Origin of the sequence: Thermoflexus sp. (assembly GCF_040289485.1) — a bacterium.
In the GTDB taxonomy this organism is placed as follows: domain Bacteria; phylum Chloroflexota; class Anaerolineae; order Thermoflexales; family Thermoflexaceae; genus Thermoflexus.
Window position 1 is genome coordinate 1 of the sequence record NZ_PSLG01000037.1, and the last position, 21751, is coordinate 21751.

Sequence of the window (21751 nt, forward strand, 5' to 3'; positions counted from 1 at the left end):
GAGGGCCCGCACCGCCGGTGCCGGCCGGCGGCCCACGATCCAAAGGCGGCCCTCCGGGAGCGCCGCCCGCACCCGGGGCCAGACCGCCTCGGCCAGCCAGCAGACCGCGTCGATGTTTGGGCGATAGTCCATCGACCCGGTGAACACGAAGGCGGGCTCCCCCAGGGGGAGGGGGGACGTCGCATCCGGCCGGTAGAAGGCGGTGTCCACGCCGTTGGAGGCTACCACCGGCGGATGGGCCCTCCCCAGAGCCATCAGATCCCGGGCGTCGGGCCCCGAGACGGCGATCACGTGATCGGCCCGCCGCACCACGGCGGCCTCATACCAGCGGAGTTTCAGCGCCTGGATCCCGGAGTAGAGGGCCCCCGGCCAGCGAAGGGGATGGCGGAGCCCAGCTCGGAACAGCCGGGCCTGGAGGCGATATTCGGCGTTGAAGGCGTCCAGCACCAGGGCCGGCCGCTCCCCCGGCGGCCGGCCCAGGAGCCCCTCGACGGCCCAGGCCATCTCCAGCCCGGCGATGTGGATGGCCGCCACCCTCCCCTCACGGACCCAGCGCTCCAGGGCGCGGGTCAGGGCCGGGGTCCGATAGCGAAAGGCCAGGTCCGGATAGGGAGAGGCCAGCAGTTGCCACAGCCGCATCGACAGCGGCCGGGGGCGCCAGGGGAACCGGTGCACCTGCTGGGCCAGCGCCTGCCACGCGGCGGGGGGCTCGCCCGGGCTTTCCATCAGGGAAAAAACCACCACGGGCGCCAGCCGGCGCAGCCGGCGCAGCACCGCGTAGGCCCGCAGGGATCCCCCTTTGTTGGGGGGATCCGGCAGCTCGGGGACCAAGAAGAGGATAAGGGGGGCGGGGTCCCTCACGGCTGCCCTCCGGAGGGCGGCTCCGGGAGGCCCAGGACCTTCCGGTAGACGGCCCAGGTCTCGGCCGCGGCCCGGTCCCAGGAGAATTGGGCCGCTCGCTCCAGGGCCTTCCGGCGCATCACGGCCTGCGCTTCCGGGTCCTCCAGCAGGGCCTCCATTGCCTCCGTCCAACGGCCTTCGTCCTCGGCCGGCAGGATCCACCCCGCCTCGCCCACCACCTCCGGCAGCGCTCCGCGGTCGCTGACCACCACTGGGGTGCCGCAGGCCATGGCCTCCAGGGCCGGCAGGCCGAACCCCTCATAGAGGGAAGGGAGGACCAGGAAGGCCGCGCCGTTGTAGAGAGCGGCCAGGGTCTGGTCGTCCGGACCCTCGATCCAGCGCAAGCGGTCGGCGATGCGCAGGCGGTGCGGCCATTCCAGGAGCTCCTGATACAGCCAGCCCCGGCGGCCGGCCAGGACCAGCGGGGGCGCGGCGGGCCGGCGGTCGAGGAGGCGCGCGTAGGCCCGCAGCAACAAAGGAATGTTCTTCCGGGGCTCCCAGGTGCCGACGAACAGCACGTAGCCGGGCTCCAGACCCAGGGCGCGAAGGACCTCCCGCACCTGCCCCTCAGGGAGCGGGCGGCACATGGAACTGGCCCCCTCGTAGATCACGGAGATGCGCTCCGAGGGCACCCCGAAATGGGCCATCAGGTCCACCTGCGTCGTCCGGGAGACGGCGATGATGTGGTCGGCCACCTGGACGGCCCGTCCGATCTGCCCGGCGTAGTAGCGGCGGCTCTCCGCTGTCATGAAGTCCGGATGTTTGAGGAAGTGGAGATCGTGGACGGTGATCACCCGCCGGAAGGGGCCAGAGAAAGGGGGGATGAAATCCGGGCTGTGCAGCAGGGCCACCCGCCGCAGGCTCACCTCCAGCGGCCAGAGCCATTGTTCCCAGCGGTGATGGGGCGGCGTCCAGACGCGGGCGAGATGGACGTTCCCAGCCAGGGCCGCCGCGTTGGGGGCCCTCCGGCTCTGGAAGATCACCAGGTGGACATCCGGGTGGTCGATGGCCTGGGGAAGGCGGGCGGCCAGTTCCAGGATGTAACGGGCGATGCCCTCGCGCCGATACGCCACCAGTCGCGCATCCAGGCCAACCCGTATCATCGGGACGCTCCAGGAAACCAGGGGGCTCAGCCCTCCGGGCGAACGGCAGGGCGAGGGGGCGCCGGGGCCTCCTCGGAGGGCTGGGCAGCACGCCGCTCCATCTCAGCCAGGACGATGGCCACGGCCTCGATGGCGGCCCGCTGCTTGCGGTAGAGGTCGGACTCGCTCAAGGCCAGCCGCTGGGCGATCTCGCGCACCTTGCGGCCCTGGATGAAGCGCAACTCCAGCAGGTTATACAACAGCCACTCCGGGGCCGTCAGTTTCCGCTCGCCATCGGGGCGCAACCGCTCGATGGCCTCGGCCAGCACGGCTCGGAGGGCCCGGATCGGGTTGCCGTCGTGGGCCGCCATGGCCCGCTGCACCACCTGCAGCTGCAACAACGGGCTTTGGAGCAGCTTGGGCCCTCCCCAGTAATGGGCCAGGGCCTCCTTGACCCAGGTGGTGAACTCGGGGTTCTCCACCAGCAGGGCGCCGGCGGGCGCCGGCTCCTGTTGGCGCAGCCGACGGACTTCCTCGGCCACAGCCTCCAGGGCCCCCAAGGCCCGCTCCTGCAGCAGGCGGTCCTCTAAGGCGGCGGCCGCCCGCTCCACCCACCCCTGCAGGGTCCCATGCATCCGCTCGGCGAGCGTGGGATCCGGCGGGATGGCGATGGCAATGGCTCCGAGGAGGACAGCATCGGCCCGGCCGCGCAGCGGCCATACCCAAAAGCCATCGGCGACGAGGGGGCCGTCGCCCGACCGCGCCGCGGTGGAGAGGGTCTCTTCCAAGGAGGCCTCCTCGATGGACCCGAAGGCCGCCACCGGCTCGATCCCCTCCGGGGTCCGCCGCACCACGAACCCGGTGGGGGAGCGGAGGGCCTCACACATCAGGGCCAGGATCCCCTCCAAGAACTGGCGCAGGTCCCGGCCGGTGATCATAGCGTCGCTCAGCCGACGCATCCGCTGCAGTTCCGCCACGTCCCGGCGGAGGAACAGCCCCTCGAAGAAGGGGCGGATCCACCCGCTGAGCACCTCGTAACTCACGATGGTCCCCGCGGCGGCGAGGGGCAGCAGCAGGGCCAAGGGCAGCCCGGTGCGGTGGCTGAGCCGGCTGACGCCGAACAGCATCAGGACGACCACCGTGGCCAAAACCGGGCCGCGGAGGAGATAATCGATCCAGCGCTGCTTGATCACACGGTCCGGGACGAGCACATCCAAGTAGCCGACGGCGTAGACCATGCCGAAGAGCATGGCCCCGATGACCCCGTTGCTCAGCCCGACCGCGCTCCAGAAGACCACCGGGTGGGCGGGGAGGGTCCGCCCAGCCAGCAGTAGATAGGGGAACACGCCGACAGCAGGGGCGATCATGGTGACGGCGAGGTAGGTCATCCGCCGCCGGTGGGTGGAGATCAACATCCGCCGGCGGGCCCGCCAGGCGTTGACCAGTCCCCATGCCACCCCGCCGACAAAGTAGACAAGGAAGAGGGGAAAGAGGGGGCCAGCCCCCAGATGGTATGCCCGCCCGTCCGCCGCCCCGTCGTGGACCAGCAGATCGGTGAACATGGCCAACAAGAACCAAAGGGCGGCCAGGCCGTAGGCGGCCCGCACGGCCCAGCGGCGGGCCGCGGAGAGGGAGCCGGTGCGCTCCAACAGGGCGTCGGTCAGGTGGGCATAGGCCGCGGGGGCCACAGCGATCCCCAGCCACTGGCCCCGCAGCCACCGCTCGGCCGAGGCTGGGCTTTCCACGAAAAAGAGGATCAGATCGCCCAGGTAGACGGCAAACACAGAGGTCAGCAGCCACGCCGCTCCCCGGGCGCTCCGACTTCGGAAGTAATAAGCCAGGAGGTAGACCAGCAGCGAGAAGGCGGCGATGAGCAGCGTGGCGACGATGACGAAGTTCAACGTGATGAGAAGGTCCACCAGGTCCATAGACCTCCGCCCAAAGGGCTCGCTCCCTCCCCGTGGGAGATGGGTCTCCTCGCCCCCGCCTCAGCGGCAGATGCGCTCCAGCCACTGCTGAATGCGCTGGATCAGCACCCGGCGACGGCCGCTGTAGCGGTGGTCCCCCCCGTCGATGAGGGCCAGGTCGGTGTTCAGGCCGGCCCGGTGGTGGAGGGCGAGGCTCTGGCGGTGAGGCACCACCGGATCCGCGGTGCCGTGCACGATGAGCAGCGGGCGCGGCGAGAGGCGGTCCACCCGGTCGACCGGCTGGGGCCCCTCCGCCAGGGCGGCCAATTCCGCCCGCAGGGCCTCCGGGGTCATCCCGTGCATAAAGCGGACCCAGTCGGCCAGCATGGCCTCGGTCGGCGTCCAGGCCCGCAGATCGCTCACGGCCGAGAGGGTGATGAGGGCGTAGATCCGCGGGTCCTCAACGGCAGCCCCGACAGCCGCCCATCCCCCCATGCTGTAGCCCAGCAAAACCAGCCGGTGGGGGTCCACCAGCGGCTGGGAGAGGGCCCAGGCCACCGCTGCCGCCACATCGGCCTTCAGGGTGCGGACCCGGTAGATGCCACTGCTGCCCCAGCACCCTCGATAGTGGAAGGTCAGGACGTTCCACCCGGCGTCCCGCAGGGCGTCAGCCAGATCGAGGTTCAACTCCACCCCGGCGATCCCGTGGGCCATCACCAGGGTCGGGTGCGGCCCTTCCCCGTCGGCCCGATAGAACCGCCCCAGCAAGCGCTCGCCCTCGCTCTCGAAGACCACCCCCTCCAGCATCGCCCCCTCGAGACGAAGCCTTCCCCGATCCGGGCAGGAAACCGGGAGGCGGACGATCTCCCCCCGTCACGCCCCCCGGGAAAGGCGCCGTTCAGTCGATGACCGTCTGGCTCTGCTCGCGCAGATACTGGATCAGGTAATAAGGGCCGCCGGAGCCCCGGCCGGTGGAGCCGCTGGCCTTCCAGCCCCCGAAGGGCTGATATCCCGGCCAGGCGCCGGTAGTGGCCCCTGCCGCCCGGTTCACGTAGGTAACGCCGGCCTCGATGTGGTCGAAGAACCACTGGATCTCCTCCGGATCGTTGCTGTAGAAGCCGGCCGTCAGCCCGTAGTCCACGTCGTTGGCGTAGCGCATGGCCTCTTCCAGCGAGTCCACTGTCACGATGCAGGTGATGGGCAGGAACATCTCCTCCTTCAAAAGCGGGTGGTCCGGCGGGAGGCCGTCCACCACCGTGGGCTCCACGAAGTAGCCTTTGGCCAGTTCCCCCTCGGTGAGGACGTTGCCGCCGAACAGCACCACGCCGTCGCGCCGGAGGACCTCCATATACCGCTGGAATTTCTCATAAGCGGTCCGGTTGATCACCGGCCCCAGGAAGACGTCCCGCTGGGTCGGGTCGCCGATACGGATCTGGCTGGTGAGGTCCAGGAACTTCTCCAGGAAGGCATCCCGCACCGGCCGCTCGACGTAGATGCGGGAGGCCGCCGAACACTTCTGGCCCTGCAGCCCGAAGGCCGAGCGCATGCACCCCAGGGCCGCCCGGTCCAGGTCGGCGTGGCGGCTGATGATCACCGGGTTCTTGCCGCCCATCTCCAGGATGATAGGCTTCGGGTAGCGGGTGGAGGCCGCCACCTTCCGGTAGATGGCCATCCCGACCGCATAGCTCCCGGTGAAGGTGATGCCGGCCACGTCAGGATGGAGGACCAGGGGGTCGCCCACCTCGCTCCCGCCCCCTGTGATGTAGTTAAAAGCGCTGTCGGGCACCCCAGCGTCCCGGAAGATCTCGTAGAGTTTGTAGCCGACGTAAGGGGTGTCGGAGGCCGGCTTGAAGACCACCGTGTTGCCGGCCAGCAGGGCCGCCCCCGAGGGCCCGCCGGCCAGGGCCAGCGGGAAGTTGAAGGGGGAGATCACCGCCCAGACCCCATAGGGCTTGAGGACGCTGCGGTTGTGATGCTTGGGGGATTCCTGCTTCATCGGCCGGATGTAGCCGTCGTTGGCCTCCATCTGATCGCAGTAGTAGCGGATGAGGTCGGCGGTCTCCTCAACGTCCCCCAGGGCCTCCAGCCGGTTCTTGCCGACCTCCAGGCTCATCAAGGCGGCGATCTCAAAGGCCCGCTCGCTGATCAGGTCCGCCGCCCGCCGCAGGATGCGCACCCGCTCCGTCCAGGGCAGGCGGCTCCAGGCCGGGAAGGCCGTCTTCGCCGCGGCCACGGCGTCGTCCACGTCCGAAGGGGTGCCCCGCTGGAAGACCCCCAGCAGCCAGTCGGTGTTGATGGGGGAGCGATCCTCGAAGGTGCGCTCGGCGTAGCGGGGCTGCCCGCCGATCACCATCGGCAGCGTCCCCCCCAGGCTCTCCCGGACCTTCCCCAGGGCCACCTCGTAACGGATGTGGAGTTCCTCGCTGGGGACGGCCAGGGTGGCATAGGTGATCTTGAAGGGCTGGACCGGCGCCGGGGCGGGAGCAGCCTTCCGGCGCGGGGCCGCCCGCCGCGGGGTTTTCTTCGGCGCCGCTTTCTTCGCCGCCTTCCGGGTCGCCTTCTGGGTCTTCCGGGCTGGCATCGGGAACCTCCTCGGCATCCGGAATCCGGCCCTCATCGGAAATACGGGATCCGAAGGCCACCGGTCAGGGTCTCCCGCTTCAGCGGGAGGATCAACCCGTAGAGGGCCTCCTCGGGGACCCGCACCCGCTTCCCCTCCAGGGCCCGCAGGCGCTCCGCCGTGAGCAGCGGGTCCGCCACCCCCGGCGGGGTCCGGACCTCCAGCAGGGTCAGGAGCCGGCAATGGACCTGGCGGGCGTCCGGTTCATAGCCTTCCACCTGGGCCTGGAAGCGGGCCGTCACCTGAGGCCCCTGGACCGAGCGCCAGGCGAATTGGATCTCTACCGTTTCCGGGAAGGCCTCCATCGGACGCTTACGATTATAACCCGGACTGCAGGAGATGCACCCATCGAAAGGGGGTGGGGGCGTTGGCCTCCGCCCCCTTTGCCCTGCCCGCGCGGCTCTGCTCCTAGGGCCGCTGGGGGGCCGGGGCGGCTGCTGGGCGCTGGGTGGCCAGAAGGAAGCCGGCGAACATCAGCGTAGCGGCGGCCAGTTCGCCCAGGTAGAGGAATTGCCCCAGGCCCAGGCGGGTCAGGGTGCTAGCGGCGGCCACCGCCAGCGCCCCCGCCGCGATCAGCACGTTCCCCAGCACGCGGTTCGGGAAGGTCTGCCGCCGCCAGAGCAGGTAGGCCGAGTAGAGGGCGCCGCCGACCAGGGTGAGCAGGCCGTAGATGTTGAAGAAGGGCGTGGTCATGCGGACCGGGGCGCGGGGCGGCATGATCTCCCGGTATTGCTCGCTGATCGGCCGCCCCGGTGTGTAGGCGGCGGGGTCCAGAGGAGTGGTCAGCATCAGGTAGGCGGCGAAGAGGCTCCCGAGGGCCAGCACGACCAGGAGGGCATGGGCCACCGCCCGCCGCCGGACCAGCAGATACACCGTCCCCTGCCCCAGCCACGCAGCGTTGAGGGCGGCCCCAAATAGATACCAGATCCGGAAGATCCAGGGGTTCCAGGCCAGGGCGAGGTAGGCCTCGGCGAAACTCCCGAGCCCGAACATCGCCAGCCCGATCCCCCACAGCAACAGATGGGCGCCGCGGCGTTCCAGATACCGCCGCGCCACCGCCACGACGAAGGGGGCCATCACCGCCGTCGAAAGAAAAGGCAGGATCTGCTGGACGAACATGCGGGACCTCCCGGAAAGGATCGATCGGATCACCCCCGGGCTCAGCGCCAGGGGATCCAGCCCACAGCCACCCCCAGGGCGACCGCCACCAGGCCGATCATCACCAGGGCCAAGGCCCCCAACACGATAGGCACCCCCCACCGCCCCCAGAAGGAACCGGATGAACGCGCCATCCCACTCCCTCCACCTGGGAAAAGATCCCAAAACCCGCAGGATAATTTTAACACAGGTTGTTTTTCGGAGGCTTCTGAGGACAAGGGATGGAGGGCAAAAACATCCGGGGTTGGGCGGCGGACCGCTCGCCCAACCCCGGGGTGGTGGAGGCGGCGGGAATCGAACCCGCGTCCGGAAGATTCGATCGCCGGTGCCTACAGGCGTATCCGGTTTTTCGCTCGCCGGCCGGTCCGCCTACCGGCAAGGTCTCCGGCCGGCCAGCCCCTTCCGGTCTTAGGCCGCCCTTCGGGGCGCCGGGCGGCCGCACGCCGACTTTGTCACACCCGATCCGGCCCCGTCGGCGATGGGTCCGGTCGAGCGGGTCCCCCTTCCGGGGACCGTCCCCTCACGCTGGCTTAGGCCGCCAGCGGGAGAGCCGCGTAGTCGCGGTTGGCACTTTTGGGTTGCCCGGGTTGTTGACGGGGTCCGAGCGGCCCCGGCCTGCCACCGGCGATCTTCCTCCCCCGTCGAGCCCAATTCGCCCCCGTGCGTTTTTTAGTATAGCACAAAACGTCCCGAAGCGACAGTCCCTAGGCCCCCAGCAACAGCCGGCGCAGGGCTCCCTCGCTGGCCGGCGTGGTCACCGCCAGGACCTCGTCGTCGGCCCGCAGGACGGTCTCCCCGGAGGGGATAAAGGTTTGATCCCCCCGCACCACCATCACCACCAGAGCATCGACGGGGATGCCCAGCTCCCGCAAAGGCCGGCCGTCGGCCGGCGCCCCCGGCGCCACCTTCCCCTCCACCAGTTCGATCCCGCCCCGGCGCAGGGCCAGCAGATGCACCAACGAGCGCAGGGGCAGGGCCCGCTCGATCTGGGCCTGGATGATCTCCGTGGTGGAGACGGTGACGTCGATCCCCAGCCGGGCGAAGATGGCCGCGTTGCGCGGGTTGTTGATGCGGGCGATGGTCCGGGGGACGTTGAACTTCCGCTTGGCCAGCAGGCAGACCACCAGGTTGTCCTCGTCGTCGCCGGTCACGGCGATGACCGCATCGGCGCGGTTCATCCCCACCTGGGCGAAGGTGCTCGAGTCGCAACCGTCGCCCACCCACACGTGGTCCGCCCCCAGTTCGTCGATCAGGAAGGCGGCCCGCCGCGGGTTCTTCTCAATGAGCAACACCTCATGGCCCTCGGCCAGCAAGGACTTGGTGAGGTAGAAGCCGACCTTGCCGCCGCCGACGATGATCAGATACATCGCTTATGCCTCCAGGCACTTGCGGATGGCCTCAGCCGCCAGGACAGTGGGGGAGATGGTCTTGAGCCCCAGTTCCTGGAAGATCTCGGCCCGCAGGGGGTCGTTGAGGCGGGTGATCACCCGGGGCACGCCGAAGATCTCCCGCGCCACCTCCGCGGCCATGATGTTGGTGTTGTCGTAGCCGGTGACGGCGATGAAGACATCCGCCCCCTCGATGCCGGCCCGACGCAGGACCTCGGCGTCGATCCCCATCCCCACCACCGTCTCTCCCGGGAAGTCCGGCCCCAGGGCCTCCAGAGCCTCCCGCTCCCGATCGATGACGATGACCTGATGCCCCTCCTGCGCGAACCGACGGGCCAGGTAGGCGCCCAGACGTCCACAGCCCAGGATCACGATGCGCATGGGAACCTCCGTGGTGGCGCAGGCTTCCTTCCGCCCGCCCGGCTAAGGGAGCCCCTCCACCGGCTCGACCAGGACGCCCTGGCCCTGCATCCAGGCCAACCCTTCCTCCACGCGCTCGGGCGGCCCCTCCAGGTCCACGATCAGCCAGGCCTCGCCGGCCTCCACGTGGGCCCGGCGGATGTTGATCAGCAGGCCGAAGCGCTGGATGAGCCGGTAGAGGAGCGGCTCATCGATCAGCGCCGGGGGGTAGATCAGTTTCACCCGCCGCTGGACGGTTTGGTTCATGGCGACCTCCGGTGCGCCCAAGGGGCCGATGGGCTTCCACCCTCATTCGGTGAGCGGGGCCTTGGCGACGATCACCTCGCAACGGGCCCGCCGCATGACCTCGTGGACCGTCCGGCCCAGGCCGTCGCTGGAGCCCCGCCGCTTGAGCCCGATGCCCATGATGATCTGATTGGCCCCCACCTGGCGGGCGACGCTAAGGATGCCCTCCGGGGCGGAGCGATGGCGCACCAGCCGCAGCTCCGGCTTCATGCCGTGCTGCATAGCGATGAAGCGGGCGGTCTCCAGCGCCCGCCGCCCCCGCTCTTCCAGGTCCGGCAGCGCCGTGTCCAAAGGGACGGTGTAGGGGACCTCCAGCACGTGCACCAGGACCAGCCGGGCTTGTTGCCGCTCCCCCAGCCGGCAGGCCAACTCCACGGCCCGCTCCGAGTAGACGCCTTCCACGATGGGGACGACAATGCAGCGGGCGGCCTCGACCGAGTAGACAGCGCGGGCGACCGCCACTGGCACCGGCCGGGGGACCCGCAGCATCCAGATGAGGGTAAGGGCCAGGACGACGACGAACAGGACGGCCAGCGCAACGCCCAGCGGATGACCCATAGGGGATCCTCTTCCGCCTCCTCTGCGTTGGATGAAAGCCGCCTCACCGCAGGCGGCCCTGGCCCAGCCACCACCGCAGCCGGGCCAGGCCCAGCCCGATCATCAGCAGCCCGATGACCAGGGGTTGAAGGAAGGCCTCCCAACCCAGCCCGCGGCCCACCACCCACCAGAGGCTGCGGGCGATGATGAGCACACCCAGGCCCAGGATCATCACAGATAGGACAAGCCGGAGATAAACCCAGAGGCTCATAAGACCGATCCTGGTCTTCCCTGCCAGGGCACCCGATCGATTCGCTCAGGCTCAAACCGATGGGGCACGCTTCCGGCGGGCGACCTCCATCTTGAAGCGCTCCAGCAAATCCCACTCCCCGGTCTCCTCCAGGATCCGTAGCTGTTGGGCGTCCCAATCCCGGGGCAGGTTCCCCCACACCGGCCGCCCGGTCCGCCGCCGATACCACGCGTAGTAAAGCACCCAAGCGAGCACCCACAACGGCCCGGCCACCCGGGCGATCTCATGGGTCCACAGCACGATCAGGACCATCAGCCCGGTGCCGATCATCCCCAGGATCCCCGGGATGGGGACCTCCACCCCCCGCCAGCGGAGATTGAGGGGGACCTTGTAGGGCCGGGGGATGTGGGGCTCTTTGAAGCGCAAGACCACCATGGCGATGATGCTCAGGAAATACGCCAGCATCGCCCCAAAAGCATACATGTTGGCCATGGTTTCCAACGCCCGGTGGCCGCTGAGGAAGGCGAAGACAGCTTCCAGGGCAGCCACCCCTGAGAAGAACACGATGCTGCGCACCGGCGTGCGAAAACGAGGGTGGACCCAAGAGAGCCCTTCGCCGATCAAACCCAGTTCGGCCATGCTGTAGGCCAGCCGGCTGGCCCCCATGATGCCCGTGTTGGCTGAGATCAGCACAATGGTGGCCGCCAACACCGCGGACGCCGGGCCTGCCAGGAAGCCCACCAGGGGCAACTGGCTGGCCAGGCGGGCCACCGGGTCCCCTTCCCGCGCGGCAATCTCCTGCCAGGGCAGGATCCCCAGCGACACCGTGGGGAAGGCCAGCGCGAACATCAGCACCACGATGATCAGCGCCAGGGAGGTGCGCGGGATCACCGTCGCCGGCCGCACCGTCTCTTGGGCCGCCTGGGATACCGACTCCAACCCCACATAGGAGATCACGGCGATGGAGACGGCATAGAGCAGCCGCTCCAGCGTGGGGAACTGGGTCTGCCACTGGTGGATGAACAGCTCCGGCCGCCAAGCGAAGGCGAAGCCGATGACAATGATGCTGGTCTCCATCATCATATCCAAGGCCCCCAGGACCTCGTTGAACAACGCGGATTCCCGGATGCCCTTGATGTTGAGAAGGGCCAGCAGCACGATGAGGATCAGCGTCTGCCCGAGCCAGATGAGGTTGACATCGTGGAAAGGGCCGAGGGATATGCGGAACTCCCGGAAGGCCGGGAAGAAGAAGTTGATATAGCCGGCTGAGGCCATGGCGAAAAGGGCTACGTCCACCGTGTAATCCAGCATCAGGGCCGCCCCAGCCACCAGGCCCCAGAAATCCCCCAGGCCGCGCAGCGTGAAGTAGTGACCCCCACCGGCGACCGGATAGGCGGCGGCCATCTCCGTGTAGGCCAGGCCGACCATGATGTAAACGATCCCAGCGATCAAGAAGGCAAGAGGAGTGGCCCCCTGGGCCGCGGCCATCACCAGCCCCAGGGCCACGTAGACGTCTGCTCCCACATCCGCATAGCCCCAGGCGAAGGACCCCCAAACAGTCACTTCCCGGCGCAGCCCAACATGTTCCCGCTGGGCGATGGGTTCTGCAGCCACGTCCAATCGCCTCCCTGCCGCGGCGCGCTTCCCCAAGGTCCTCAGATCGAACGAGTTTTTATTCTAACGGGATCACTCGGGGTCGTCAAATCAAGTCTGAAAGCCAATTGGCGCACCTCTTTCCCCTCCGGTAGAATACCGAGCGGCCGCCAGCCGGCCAGGACGCCTCCGGGAAGGCCCGGCCCCCGGATCGCCTCCGGGCGATCGCCGGCCTTAACCGCCCTGGAAGGGATGCCCGTCGGCATCCGACTCTCCCTCCCGGACGGCGATCTCTATCTTATAGGAGGTTGTTGAATGGCTACGGAGCGGGTGATCCCGGTTGAGATCGAGGAGCAACTGAAGACGGCCTATCTCTCTTACGCCATGAGCGTGATTGTGGCGCGGGCGCTGCCCGACGTGCGGGACGGGCTGAAGCCGGTGCAACGCCGCATCCTTTACGTGATGCACGAGATGGGGCTGCACCCCAACGCCCCTTACAAGAAGTCGGCCCGCATCGTGGGGGAGGTGTTGGGGAAGTTCCACCCCCACGGGGATATGGCGGTCTACGAGGCCCTGGCCCGGATGGCCCAGGATTTCACCATGCGCTATCCGCTGGTGGAGGGGCAGGGGAACTTCGGCTCCATCGACGGCGACCCCCCCGCCGCCATGCGCTACACCGAGGCCCGGCTGGCCCCCATGGCGATGGAGCTTCTCGCCGACCTGGAGAAGGAGACCGTCAATTTCGTCCCCAACTTCGATGGGAGCATGCGGGAGCCGACGGTGCTGCCGGCGCGGGCGCCGCAGTTGCTGATCAACGGGGCCTCGGGGATCGCGGTGGGGATGGCGACCAACATCCCGCCCCACAACCTGGGGGAGGTCTGCGACGCCCTGTGCTCCATGATCGACCACTGGGAGGAACGAGAGGAGATCACCCTGGACGACCTCATGGCCTTCCTCCCCGGGCCGGATTTCCCCACCGGCGGCCTGATCCTGGGCCAGGAGGGCATCCGCGCCGCCTACGCCACCGGCCACGGCCGCCTGACCGTCCGCGCCGTGACCCAGATCGAGGAGATCAAGGGGGGGCGATGGCGCATCGTGGTCACCGAGCTGCCCTACCAGGTCAACAAGGCGGCGCTGATCGAGCGCATCGCCGAACTGGTCCGGGAGGGCCGCCTTGAGGATATCGCCGATCTACGGGACGAATCGGACCGGCACGGGCTGCGCATCGTCATCGAACTCAAGCGAGGCGCCCGCCCGCAGACCGTCCTCAACCAGCTGTTCAAATACACGCCCCTCCAGACCACCTTCGGTGTCCAAATGCTGGCTCTGGTGGACGGCCAGCCGCGGGTGCTCTCCCTGAAGCGGATGCTGCAGCTGTTCATCGAGCACCGCATTCAGGTGGTCACTCGGCGGACCCGCCACGAGCTGGAGCGGGCGAAAGGCCGGGCCCACGTCCTGGAGGGCCTGCGCATCGCTTTGCAGTTCCTGGACGAGGTCATCGCCCTCATCCGCAACGCGCCCGACGCTGAAGCGGCCAAGGCCGGGCTGATGACGCGCTTCGGCCTCACCGAGATCCAGGCCCAGGCCATCCTGGATATGCCCCTCCGACGCCTGGCGGCTTTGGAGCGCCAGCGGCTGGAGGAGGAATACCAGGGACTGCGGACCCGTATCGCCGACCTGGAGGCGCTGCTCGCCGATCCCCGGCGCATCCTCCAGGCCATCCGGGACGAACTGCAGAGCCTCAAGGAGCGGTTCGCCGATCCCCGACGCACCCGCATCGTCCCGGAGGCGTCCGCCGAGTTCTCCGCCGAGGATCTGATCCCCGACGAGCCCATCCTGGTGGTGGTCAGCCGGCGGGGATACGTCAAGCGGGTCCCGGTGGCTGCCTACCGGCCCCAGGCCCGCGGCGGCCGGGGGGTCACCGGCATGGCCACCGACGAGGACGACGCCGTGGCCGGCGTCTTCGCTGCCCGAACCCTGGATTACCTCTTCTTTTTTACCGACCAGGGCCGGGCCTATCGGGTCCGGGCCTATGAGGTGCCGGACGCCGATCGGGCCGCCCGGGGCGTCCCCATCGTGAACCTGATCCCCCTGGCGGAGGGGGAGCGGATCGCGACGGCGGTGGCGGTGCCCCCGGGCTGGTTGGAAGAGGCGGGGGCCGACGGGGCGACGCGCTACCTGGTGCTCGCCACCCGCCGGGGCAAGATCAAGCGGGTGCCCCTCCACGAGTTCCTGACCACTCGCTCGACCGGCCTGGTGGCCATCCTGCTCGAGGAGGACGATGCTCTCCAGGAGGCCTGCCTGAGCGATGGCCAGGGGGAACTGCTGCTGATCACCGCCCGGGGCCAGGCCCTGCGCTTTCTGGAAGAGGAAGTCCGGCCAATGGGGCGTGCGGCGGCAGGGGTGCGGGGCATCCGCCTGGAGGACGGCGATGGGGTGGTCGCCCTGGAGCGGGTGGATCCCCAGGGCGATCTCTTCGTGGCCACGGCGGGCGGCTTCGGGAAGCGAACGCCGCTGGCGCAGTATCCCCGCAAGGGGCGGGCCACCGGCGGCGTGCGGACCCTCGCCGATCGCCTGGAGGAAACCGGGGAGATCGTCGGGGCGCGGGTGGTTCAGGCGAAGGACGACCTTGTGCTGTTGACCGCCCACGGGATGGCCATCCGGCTGCCGGCCCGGGAGGTCCCTCAGGCCGGCCGGGGAGCCCGCGGGGCCCGCCTGATCGCCCTGGGCGAAGGCGACCGCCTGGCCGCCGTCACCCGGATCCGCGAGCCCTCTGAGGGCCCCGCCGGAGCCGGAGCGGAGGGCGCTCCAGGCGGATCAGGCCGGCGGTCACCGCCAGTGTGACCAGGGAGACCGCCAGCGCGAAGCCGTGGGTCTCGGCCACGAAGGGGCTGCGCTCCAAAAGCAGCCGGTGGGCCCAGACATGGGCCTGATAGAGGGCCATCAGCCCAAGGAGGGGGGCGCCCATCGGGGATCCCCGACGCCACCACAGGAGGGCGCCCCCTGCGAAGGCGGCCGCCCAGAACAGCGCCGCCCCCGCCAGGTAGCCCCAAGGGCCGTGGAGGCCGGCCTCCCCCCACTCGGGGGGGATGGCCCACAGATAGTAGCCGGCCCGCGCGACGTTGCGGAGGGCGAAATAGAGGAGCCACAACGTCCCGGCCCCGCGGCCCCAGCCCCTCATCCGACAGCGTCAACCCGGAAGACGATCTTGCCGAAGACGGCCCCCGCCTCCAACAGGCGGTGGCCCTCCCGGACCCCCTCCACGGTCAGGGGGAGGACACGGTCGATCACCGGGCGGAGCCGGCCGGCGAACACCAGGCCCATCACCGTCCGGAAATCCCCCTGGGTCCCCATCGTGGAGCCCAAGATGCTGATCTGCCGGGAGAACACGTAGCGGATGTCAAAATCCTCCGGGTTCGGTCCGGAGGTGGCGCCGACCACCAGCAGCCGCCCGCCCGGCCGCAGGGCTCGGATGCTCTTCATCCACGTGGCCTGCCCCACGTTGTCCACCACCACGTCCACGCCGCGCCGGCCCGTCCACTGCCAGACCGCCCGGGACCAATCGGGCTCCTGGGAGCGGTCGATGACGTGGTCGGCCCCCAGGGCGCGGGCCCGTTCCGCCTTCTCCGGGCCGGAGGCCACCACGATCACCCGCGCCCCGGCCAGTTTGGCGATCTGCAGGGCAGCGGTGTTGACCCCGCCGCCGGCCCCCACGATGAGCACATCCTCCCCCGGGCGCACCGCCCCGCGGATGATCAGCATGTGCCAGGCGGTGAGGAAGACCAAGGAGGCGGCGGCCGCCTCCTCGAAGGGAAAGCCCTCCGGCAGGCGGAGCACGTTGCGGGCGGGGACCACCACGTATTCGGCGCAGCCACCCCGCACGTGCTCCCCCAGGATCCCCCCGTGGCGGCAGCGGTTGTCCTCTCCCCGCAAACAGAACTCGCACGTCCCGCAACTCAGCGTGGCGTTGACCACCACCCGGTCCCCCACCTGGACGCCGGAGACCTCAGGGCCCACCTCGGCCACCACCCCGGCCACGTCGGACCCGGGGATGTGCGGCATCTCCAGGCGCAGGGCGGGGATCCCCCGGCGCACCCACAGATCCAGGTGGTTCATGGCGCAGGCGCGGACCTGGATCAACACCTCGCCGGGGCCGGGGTGGGGGGTGGGGAGATCGGCCGCCTCCAGCACCTCCGGGCCCCCGTGGCGGTAGAAAACGATCGCCTTCATCGGCCGGCCTCCCCCTCACAGGCTGCTTTTCAACCCGAGGATGTGGCGGGCGATGACCAAGCGCTGGATCTCGCTGGTGCCCTCGTAGATGGTGGTGATGCGGGCGTCGCGGAAGTAGCGCTCCACCGGCAACTCCCGGCTGTAGCCCATTCCGCCGTGGATCTGGATGGCCTCCCATGTGATCCACTGGGCCGCCTCGCTGGCGAACAGTTTGGCCATCGCCGCCTCCAGGGTGTAGCGTTCCCCCGTCCGCTTGGCCCGTTCCCGTTTCCACGCCGCCTGGAGGGTCAACAGCCGGGCGGCCTCCAGTTTGACGCGCATGTCGGCCAGTTTCCACTGGATGGCCTGGAACTCCCCGATCTTGCGGCCAAAGGCCTCCCGCTGCTTGGCCCAGGCCAGAGCGGCCTCATAGGCTGCCTCCGCGATGCCCAGGGCCTGGGCGGCGATCCCCACCCGACCAGCGTCGAGGGTGGCCATGGCGATCCGGAAGCCCTCTCCCTCCTCCCCCAGGCGGTTCTCGACCGGGCACTCGTAGTTGTCGAGGAAGATCTCGCAGGTGGCGCTGGCCCGGATGCCGAGCTTCTCCTCCTTCTTGCCGCGGCTGAAGCCCGGCCGGTTCGTCTCGATGATGAAAGCGGTGATGCCGTGATGTCGTTTCTCCGGGTCGGTGGCGGCGAAGAGGACAATGTAATCGGCCACCGGGCCGTTGGTGATCCACGCCTTGCGGCCGTTGATGATGTAGACGTCCCCCTTGCGCACCGCCCGCGTGCGGATGTTGGCCGCGTCAGAGCCCGCGTGGGGCTCGGTGAGGGCGTAGGCGCCCATGGCCCGGCCGGTCGCCACCGGGGTCACGTATTTGCGCTTCTGCTCCTCGCTCCCGAAGGTCATGATGGGGAAGCAGAAGAGGGTGTTGTTGACGGACATGATCGCGCTGTGGGCGGCGTCGGCCTTGGCGATCTCGACCATGGCCAGGGCGGAGGCCACGGCGTCCAGCCCCTGGCCGCCGTATTCCTCCGGGACCTCGATGCCCATCAGCCCCATGGCGGCCATCTTGCGGACCGTCTCCCAGGGGAACTCGCCGGTCTCGTCGTAGCGGGCGGCCACGGGGGCGATCTCTTTCTGGGCGAACTCCCGCACCGTCCGCTGGAACATGCGGTGCTCTTCCGATAGCTCGAAGTTCAACCCCAACTGCAACAGCGTCTCCAGTTCCGAGGCCATGGCTGCCCTCCCGGATCTCCGGATCCCACGGCTACACGGCTACGAATAGGTGTAGAACCCCCGCCCGCTCTTGCGGCCCAGCCACCCGGCGGCCACCATCCGCCGCAGCAGAGGCGGCGCGGCGTAGCGGGGGTCCTTGAGTTCCTCAAACATGGCATCGGCGATGAAGAGCAGGGTGTCCAGCCCTACGAAATCCATCAGGGTGAAGGGGCCCATCGGATGGTTCAGGCCCAGCCTCATGGCGGTGTCGATGTCCTCCATCGTCGCCACGCCCTCCTCCAGGAGCCGGATGGCGTCCAGGAGGTAGGGGATAAGCAGCCGGTTCACGATGAAGCCCGGGCGGTCCTTGGAGAGGACCACGCTCTTGTTCAGCCGCTCCCCCAGGGCCCGGCCCAGGGCCACCGTCTCCTCAGCGGTCTGCAGCCCTACCACGATCTCCAACAACGGCATCACCGGGGCCGGGTTGAAAAAGTGCAGGCCGACGACCTTCTCCGGGCGTCGGGTGGCGCTGCCCAGCGCGGTGATGGAAAGGGAGGAGGTGTTGCTGGCCAGGACAGCGTGGGGCGGGCAGATGCGGTCCAGCGCGGCGAACACCTGCTTCTTGGTCCCCATCTCCTCGACCACCGCCTCGATGACCAGGTCGCAATCGGCGAAATCCTCCATCCGGAGGGTCCCCCGGATGCGCCCCCAGGCCGCCTCCATCTCGGCGGCGCTCAGTTTCCCGCGCTCCACCGCCTTGGCCATGGAGGCCCGGATGCGGTCCAGGCCCTTCTGCAAGAGGGTCTCGTCGACCTCGCGGACGATCACCTGGAACCCGGCCCGAGCGCAGATCTCGGCGATGCCCGAACCCATCAGCCCGCAGCCCACCACGCCCACGGTGCGGACGTCCTGGATCCGCATGGCAAGACCTCCTGGGGATGGGATGAGGGAAGGCTGCTCACTCCACCTCCACCGCCATGGCCACGGCCTCGCCGCCGCCCAGGCAGAGGGTGGCGATGCCCCGCCGCAGGCCTCGGTCCCGCAGCGCGTAGATCAGGGTGACCAGGATGCGCGCCCCGCTGGCGCCCACCGGATGCCCCAGGGCGATGGCCCCGCCGTTGACGTTGACCTTGCTCCAGTCCCAGCGATACCCTTGGCGCTCCATCGCCCGGGCGTCGGCCAGGACCTGGGCGGCGAAAGCCTCGTTGATTTCGATGAGGTCCACCTCCTCCCAGCGCCAGCCGACCCGCTCCAGGAGGCGAGGGATGGCCTTGACGGGGGCGTAGAACAACCACTGGGGGTCCACCGCCGCCTGGGCGTAGCCCACGATACGGGCCATGGGCGGGATCCCCAGGGCCTCCGCCCGGGCCCGGCTCATCACCACCACCGCCGCCGCCCCATCGTTGAGGCCGGGGGCGTTGCCCGCCGTCACCCGCCCGTTCGGCCGGAAAGCCGGCTTCAGCCGGGCCAGGGCCTCCAGAGAAGTGTCCCGCCGGGGCCCCTCATCGATGGCTACGACACGGGTCCCACCCTTCCCGTCGGGCACCTCCACCGGGGCGATCTCCTCGCGGAACCTGCCGGCGTCGATGGCGGCGATGGCCTTGCGGTGGCTCTCCAGGGCGAAGGCATCCATCTCCTCGCGGGTGACCTCGAACTGATCGGCGATGAACTCGGCCAGTTCCCCCATGAGGACCTGGTGGAAGGGACAGCGCAGGCCGTCGGCGATCAGGCTGTCCTCCGCCGTCAGGTGGCCGTAGCGCATGCCGCTCCGGAGGCGGATCAGGTGGGGGGCGTTGCTCATGCTCTCCATCCCGCCGGCCACCACCACCTCGGCGTCGCCCGCCTTGACGGCCTGGGCGGCCAGCATCACCGCCTTCAGCCCCGAGCCGCAGACCTTGTTCACCGTGAGGGCCCCCACTTCGGCCGGGACCCCGGCCCCAACGGCCGCCTGACGGGCCGGCGCCATGCCGCTGCCGGCCTGGACCACCTCCCCCATGATCACCTCGTCCACCTGAGCCGGGTCGACCCCGGCCCGGCGGAGGGCCTCCCGGATGGCGACGGCGCCCAGTTGCGGGGCGGTCAGCGGGGCCAGGGCTCCCAACAGCCTCCCGATGGGCGTCCGGGCCGCCCCGACGATCACCGGGTCCCGCGCGTTCCGTGTCATCCCGCCCACCTCCGGCTTCAAGGATCGACGGGGGACGACGGCCTCCGCCGGCCATCCCCACATCCAACGAAGGATCAGCCCTGGGCGTCGCCCGGCGCGCGGCCGAGCTCCTCGAACAGCGGCCGCAGGCGACGGTAGGTGTCGTCGAGCCACTCGGGGAGGATGCGGGTGCTGCCGATGACCGGCATGAAGTTCGTGTCGCCGGTCCAGCGGGGGACGATGTGGACGTGGACGTGGTCGGCGACCCCGGCGCCGGCCGGCCGGCCGATGTTCGCCCCCACGTTGAAGCCCTCCGGCCGGTAGGCGCGGCGCAGGGCCTTGAGGGAGAGGGCTACTAGCTGCATGAGTTCCAGCATCGTGGGGGGATCCAGGTCCTCCAGGCTGGGGACATGGGCGTAGGGGATCACCATCAGATGGCCGTTGTTGTACGGATAGCGGTTCAAGGCCACATAGACGGTCCGGCCCCGGAAGAGGATGTGCTCGGCCTCATCCGAGCCGTTGACCTTGAGGCAGAAGATGCAGCCCTCGGGCGCCTGGCCTTCGCCTTTCAAGTATGCCATCCGCCATGGGGTCCAGAGCCGTTCCATCCGCCCGCCTCCGGCCGAAGGCAGGGTCGTCCCCATTGTATATCCAACGCCCGGGGGCCGACAACGGGGGCCCGTTCCCGGTTGACGGCGCTCTCTCCCCGTGTTATCATCTTCCTTGCACTTTGATCCAGGAAAGGGGGTCCGTATTTCCGCGCGAAAATATCGTGTCAACGAGGCCATCCGCGCCCGTCAGGTGCGCCTGATCGGCCCTGACGGCAAACAGATCGGCGTGGTCTCCCTGGTGGAGGCGCTGGCGACCGCCCGCCAATATGGCCTGGACCTGGTCGAGGTGGCCCCCCAGGCCGACCCGCCGGTCTGCCGGATTATGGATTACGGCAAGTTCCTTTACGAGCAAGCGAAGAAGGAGCGGGAGGCCCGCAAAGCCCTGAAACAGATCGTCGTCAAGGAGATCCGCCTGCGGCCGACCACCGACCCCCATCACGTGGGGTTCAAGGTGCGGGACGCCCGACGCTTCCTCACCGACGGCAACAAGGTCAAGGTCCAGGTCCGGATGCGCGGGCGGGAGATGACCCACCTGCAACTGGCGGCCGACATGCTCCAACGCTTCGCGGAACAGGTGGCCGACGTGGGGATGGTGGAGACCCCACCGAGCATGGAAGGCCAGAGCATGGTGATGGTGCTGGCCCCCCTGCGCCGCAAGGGGGGAGCGCCGGCCGAACGGAAGGCCGAACCCAACCCGGAGGTGATCGAAGGTGCCCAAGATCCGGACGCACAAGGCGACCGCTAAACGGCTCCGCTACACAGGGGGCGGGAAACTGGTGCGGGCGAAGATCGGGCGCAGCCACCTGCGGCGCAAGCGCGCCAAGCGCACCAAGCGCCTCTACGATGAGATGCTGACGATGACCGAGCCCTTCGTCTACAAGACGGTGAAGCGGCTGGCGCCCTATCTCGACCAGCAGGATTAGAAGGGGGAAGGAATGACCCGGGTGAAAAGCAGTGTCACGAACCGCCGTCGCCACAAGAAGGTCCTCAAGATGGTGGAAGGCCAGCGGGGGTCCCGCAGCCGCCACTACCGGCGGGCCCACGAGGCCATGATCAAGTCCCTGGCTTACGCCTACCGGCACCGCCGGGAACGCAAGCGGGATTTCCGCCGCCTCTGGATCATGCGGATCAACGCCGCGGCCCGCCAAAACGGCCTCTCCTACAGCCGCTTCATCGCCGGCCTGCGGGCGGCCGGCATCGCCCTCAACCGCAAAGTCCTGGCGGACCTGGCGGTGCGGGACGCCGCCGCCTTCGCCCGCCTGGTGGAGGCCGCCCGACAGGCCCTCGGCCTGGCCTGACCGCAGGGCCAAGCGATCGACGGGATCCCGGGGGTGCGGCGTCGTGGCGCCGTACCCCCTTTGCGTCCGGTCCGCGGGCCGGGACCGTGGCATGGCCCTGATCACCAGCCGTTCCGTGGCGCATCGTCATCC

At 69.2% G+C, this 21751-nt stretch carries 24 protein-coding genes and 1 other RNA gene; 4 read left to right on the top strand and 21 right to left on the bottom strand.

Features of this window, described 5'->3' with window-relative positions:
• The 15 genes from C4313_RS07510 to C4313_RS07580 form a co-directional block, all read right to left on the bottom strand.
• Positions 1 to 861 (bottom strand): glycosyltransferase (locus C4313_RS07510; protein WP_352429253.1); only part of this gene is annotated, 861 nt, incomplete at its 3' end.
• Positions 858 to 2003 carry a glycosyltransferase family 4 protein gene (locus tag C4313_RS07515; RefSeq protein WP_352429254.1) on the bottom strand — a complete coding sequence of 382 codons (1146 nt, stop codon included), beginning with the start codon at positions 2001 to 2003 and terminating at the stop codon, positions 858 to 860. The genes C4313_RS07510 and C4313_RS07515, both read right to left, overlap by 4 nt.
• A gap of 26 nt (positions 2004 to 2029) precedes the next feature.
• The gene (locus C4313_RS07520; RefSeq protein WP_352429255.1) at positions 2030 to 3910 is read right to left on the bottom strand and encodes a hypothetical protein; all 1881 of its coding nucleotides are present in this window, start codon (positions 3908 to 3910) and stop codon (positions 2030 to 2032) included.
• Between the two features lie 60 nt (positions 3911 to 3970).
• The gene (locus tag C4313_RS07525; RefSeq protein WP_352429256.1) at positions 3971 to 4696 is read right to left on the bottom strand and encodes an alpha/beta hydrolase; all 726 of its coding nucleotides are present in this window, start codon (positions 4694 to 4696) and stop codon (positions 3971 to 3973) included.
• Positions 4697 to 4787: 91 nt separating this feature from the next.
• Positions 4788 to 6470 carry an aldehyde dehydrogenase family protein gene (locus C4313_RS07530; RefSeq protein ID WP_352429257.1) on the bottom strand — a complete coding sequence of 561 codons (1683 nt, stop codon included), beginning with the start codon at positions 6468 to 6470 and terminating at the stop codon, positions 4788 to 4790.
• Between the two features lie 32 nt (positions 6471 to 6502).
• On the bottom strand, positions 6503 to 6814 hold the full coding sequence (locus tag C4313_RS07535) for a hypothetical protein (RefSeq protein ID WP_352429258.1): 312 nt from the start codon (positions 6812 to 6814) through the stop codon (positions 6503 to 6505).
• Positions 6815 to 6917: 103 nt separating this feature from the next.
• On the bottom strand, positions 6918 to 7628 hold the full coding sequence (locus C4313_RS07540; RefSeq protein ID WP_352429259.1) for a hypothetical protein: 711 nt from the start codon (positions 7626 to 7628) through the stop codon (positions 6918 to 6920).
• Between the two features lie 41 nt (positions 7629 to 7669).
• A complete protein-coding gene (locus C4313_RS07545) occupies positions 7670 to 7801 on the bottom strand; it encodes a hypothetical protein (protein ID WP_352429260.1) in 132 nt (43 codons plus the stop codon).
• A 142-nt stretch (positions 7802 to 7943) separates the two neighbouring features.
• Positions 7944 to 8327: a transfer-messenger RNA gene (ssrA, locus tag C4313_RS07550) on the bottom strand.
• Between the two features lie 44 nt (positions 8328 to 8371).
• Positions 8372 to 9034: a potassium channel family protein gene (locus tag C4313_RS07555; RefSeq protein WP_352429261.1), complete on the bottom strand. Its 663-nt coding sequence runs from the start codon at positions 9032 to 9034 to the stop codon at positions 8372 to 8374.
• A gap of 3 nt (positions 9035 to 9037) precedes the next feature.
• A complete protein-coding gene (locus C4313_RS07560; protein WP_352429262.1) occupies positions 9038 to 9436 on the bottom strand; it encodes an NAD-binding protein in 399 nt (132 codons plus the stop codon).
• Positions 9437 to 9478: 42 nt separating this feature from the next.
• Complete coding sequence (locus C4313_RS07565) at positions 9479 to 9721, bottom strand: NIL domain-containing protein (RefSeq protein WP_352429263.1); 243 nt, start codon at positions 9719 to 9721, stop codon at positions 9479 to 9481.
• A gap of 42 nt (positions 9722 to 9763) precedes the next feature.
• Positions 9764 to 10318, bottom strand: coding sequence for a universal stress protein (locus C4313_RS07570; protein ID WP_352429264.1), 555 nt, complete (start codon positions 10316 to 10318; stop codon positions 9764 to 9766).
• A 43-nt stretch (positions 10319 to 10361) separates the two neighbouring features.
• The gene (locus C4313_RS07575; protein WP_352429265.1) at positions 10362 to 10568 is read right to left on the bottom strand and encodes a hypothetical protein; all 207 of its coding nucleotides are present in this window, start codon (positions 10566 to 10568) and stop codon (positions 10362 to 10364) included.
• Positions 10569 to 10619: 51 nt separating this feature from the next.
• Positions 10620 to 12161 (bottom strand): APC family permease, encoded by a 1542-nt coding sequence (locus C4313_RS07580; protein ID WP_352429266.1) that lies wholly within the window; start codon positions 12159 to 12161, stop codon positions 10620 to 10622.
• Positions 12162 to 12455: 294 nt separating this feature from the next.
• Between C4313_RS07580 and gyrA the strand changes: the two genes are divergently transcribed.
• Positions 12456 to 14984: a DNA gyrase subunit A gene (gene gyrA, locus C4313_RS07585; RefSeq protein ID WP_352429267.1), complete on the top strand. Its 2529-nt coding sequence runs from the start codon at positions 12456 to 12458 to the stop codon at positions 14982 to 14984.
• On the opposite strand, the gene C4313_RS07590 is transcribed toward gyrA, so the two are convergent.
• The 6 genes from C4313_RS07590 to C4313_RS07615 form a co-directional block, all read right to left on the bottom strand.
• Positions 14893 to 15321, bottom strand: a complete 429-nt coding sequence (locus C4313_RS07590; protein WP_352429268.1) for a hypothetical protein — start codon at positions 15319 to 15321, stop codon at positions 14893 to 14895. The two genes, gyrA and C4313_RS07590, sit on opposite strands and share 92 nt — an antisense overlap.
• Positions 15318 to 16370 (bottom strand): zinc-binding dehydrogenase, encoded by a 1053-nt coding sequence (locus C4313_RS07595; protein ID WP_352429269.1) that lies wholly within the window; start codon positions 16368 to 16370, stop codon positions 15318 to 15320. Before C4313_RS07595 ends, C4313_RS07590 begins: the two co-directional genes overlap by 4 nt.
• Before the next feature lie 15 nt (positions 16371 to 16385).
• Positions 16386 to 17552, bottom strand: coding sequence for an acyl-CoA dehydrogenase (locus tag C4313_RS07600; protein ID WP_503012455.1), 1167 nt, complete (start codon positions 17550 to 17552; stop codon positions 16386 to 16388).
• Positions 17553 to 17627: 75 nt separating this feature from the next.
• Positions 17628 to 18488 carry a 3-hydroxyacyl-CoA dehydrogenase family protein gene (locus C4313_RS07605; RefSeq protein ID WP_352429271.1) on the bottom strand — a complete coding sequence of 287 codons (861 nt, stop codon included), beginning with the start codon at positions 18486 to 18488 and terminating at the stop codon, positions 17628 to 17630.
• A 37-nt stretch (positions 18489 to 18525) separates the two neighbouring features.
• Positions 18526 to 19731, bottom strand: a complete 1206-nt coding sequence (locus C4313_RS07610; protein WP_352429272.1) for an acetyl-CoA C-acetyltransferase — start codon at positions 19729 to 19731, stop codon at positions 18526 to 18528.
• Between the two features lie 74 nt (positions 19732 to 19805).
• A complete protein-coding gene (locus C4313_RS07615) occupies positions 19806 to 20318 on the bottom strand; it encodes an HIT family protein (RefSeq protein ID WP_352429273.1) in 513 nt (170 codons plus the stop codon).
• A gap of 100 nt (positions 20319 to 20418) precedes the next feature.
• Here C4313_RS07615 and infC point away from each other — a divergent pair, with 100 nt between their 5' ends.
• From infC to rplT, 3 genes are read left to right on the top strand one after another with little or no spacing between them, the layout of a single operon-like run.
• Positions 20419 to 21066 carry a translation initiation factor IF-3 gene (gene infC, locus C4313_RS07620; protein ID WP_352429274.1) on the top strand — a complete coding sequence of 216 codons (648 nt, stop codon included), beginning with the start codon at positions 20419 to 20421 and terminating at the stop codon, positions 21064 to 21066.
• Positions 21032 to 21244 carry a large ribosomal subunit protein bL35 gene (locus C4313_RS07625; protein WP_352429275.1) on the top strand — a complete coding sequence of 71 codons (213 nt, stop codon included), beginning with the start codon at positions 21032 to 21034 and terminating at the stop codon, positions 21242 to 21244. The genes infC and C4313_RS07625 overlap by 35 nt, the downstream gene beginning before the upstream one ends.
• Before the next feature lie 12 nt (positions 21245 to 21256).
• Positions 21257 to 21619 (top strand): 50S ribosomal protein L20, encoded by a 363-nt coding sequence (gene rplT / locus C4313_RS07630; protein WP_352429276.1) that lies wholly within the window; start codon positions 21257 to 21259, stop codon positions 21617 to 21619.
• The last annotated feature ends 132 nt before the right edge of the window (positions 21620 to 21751 follow it).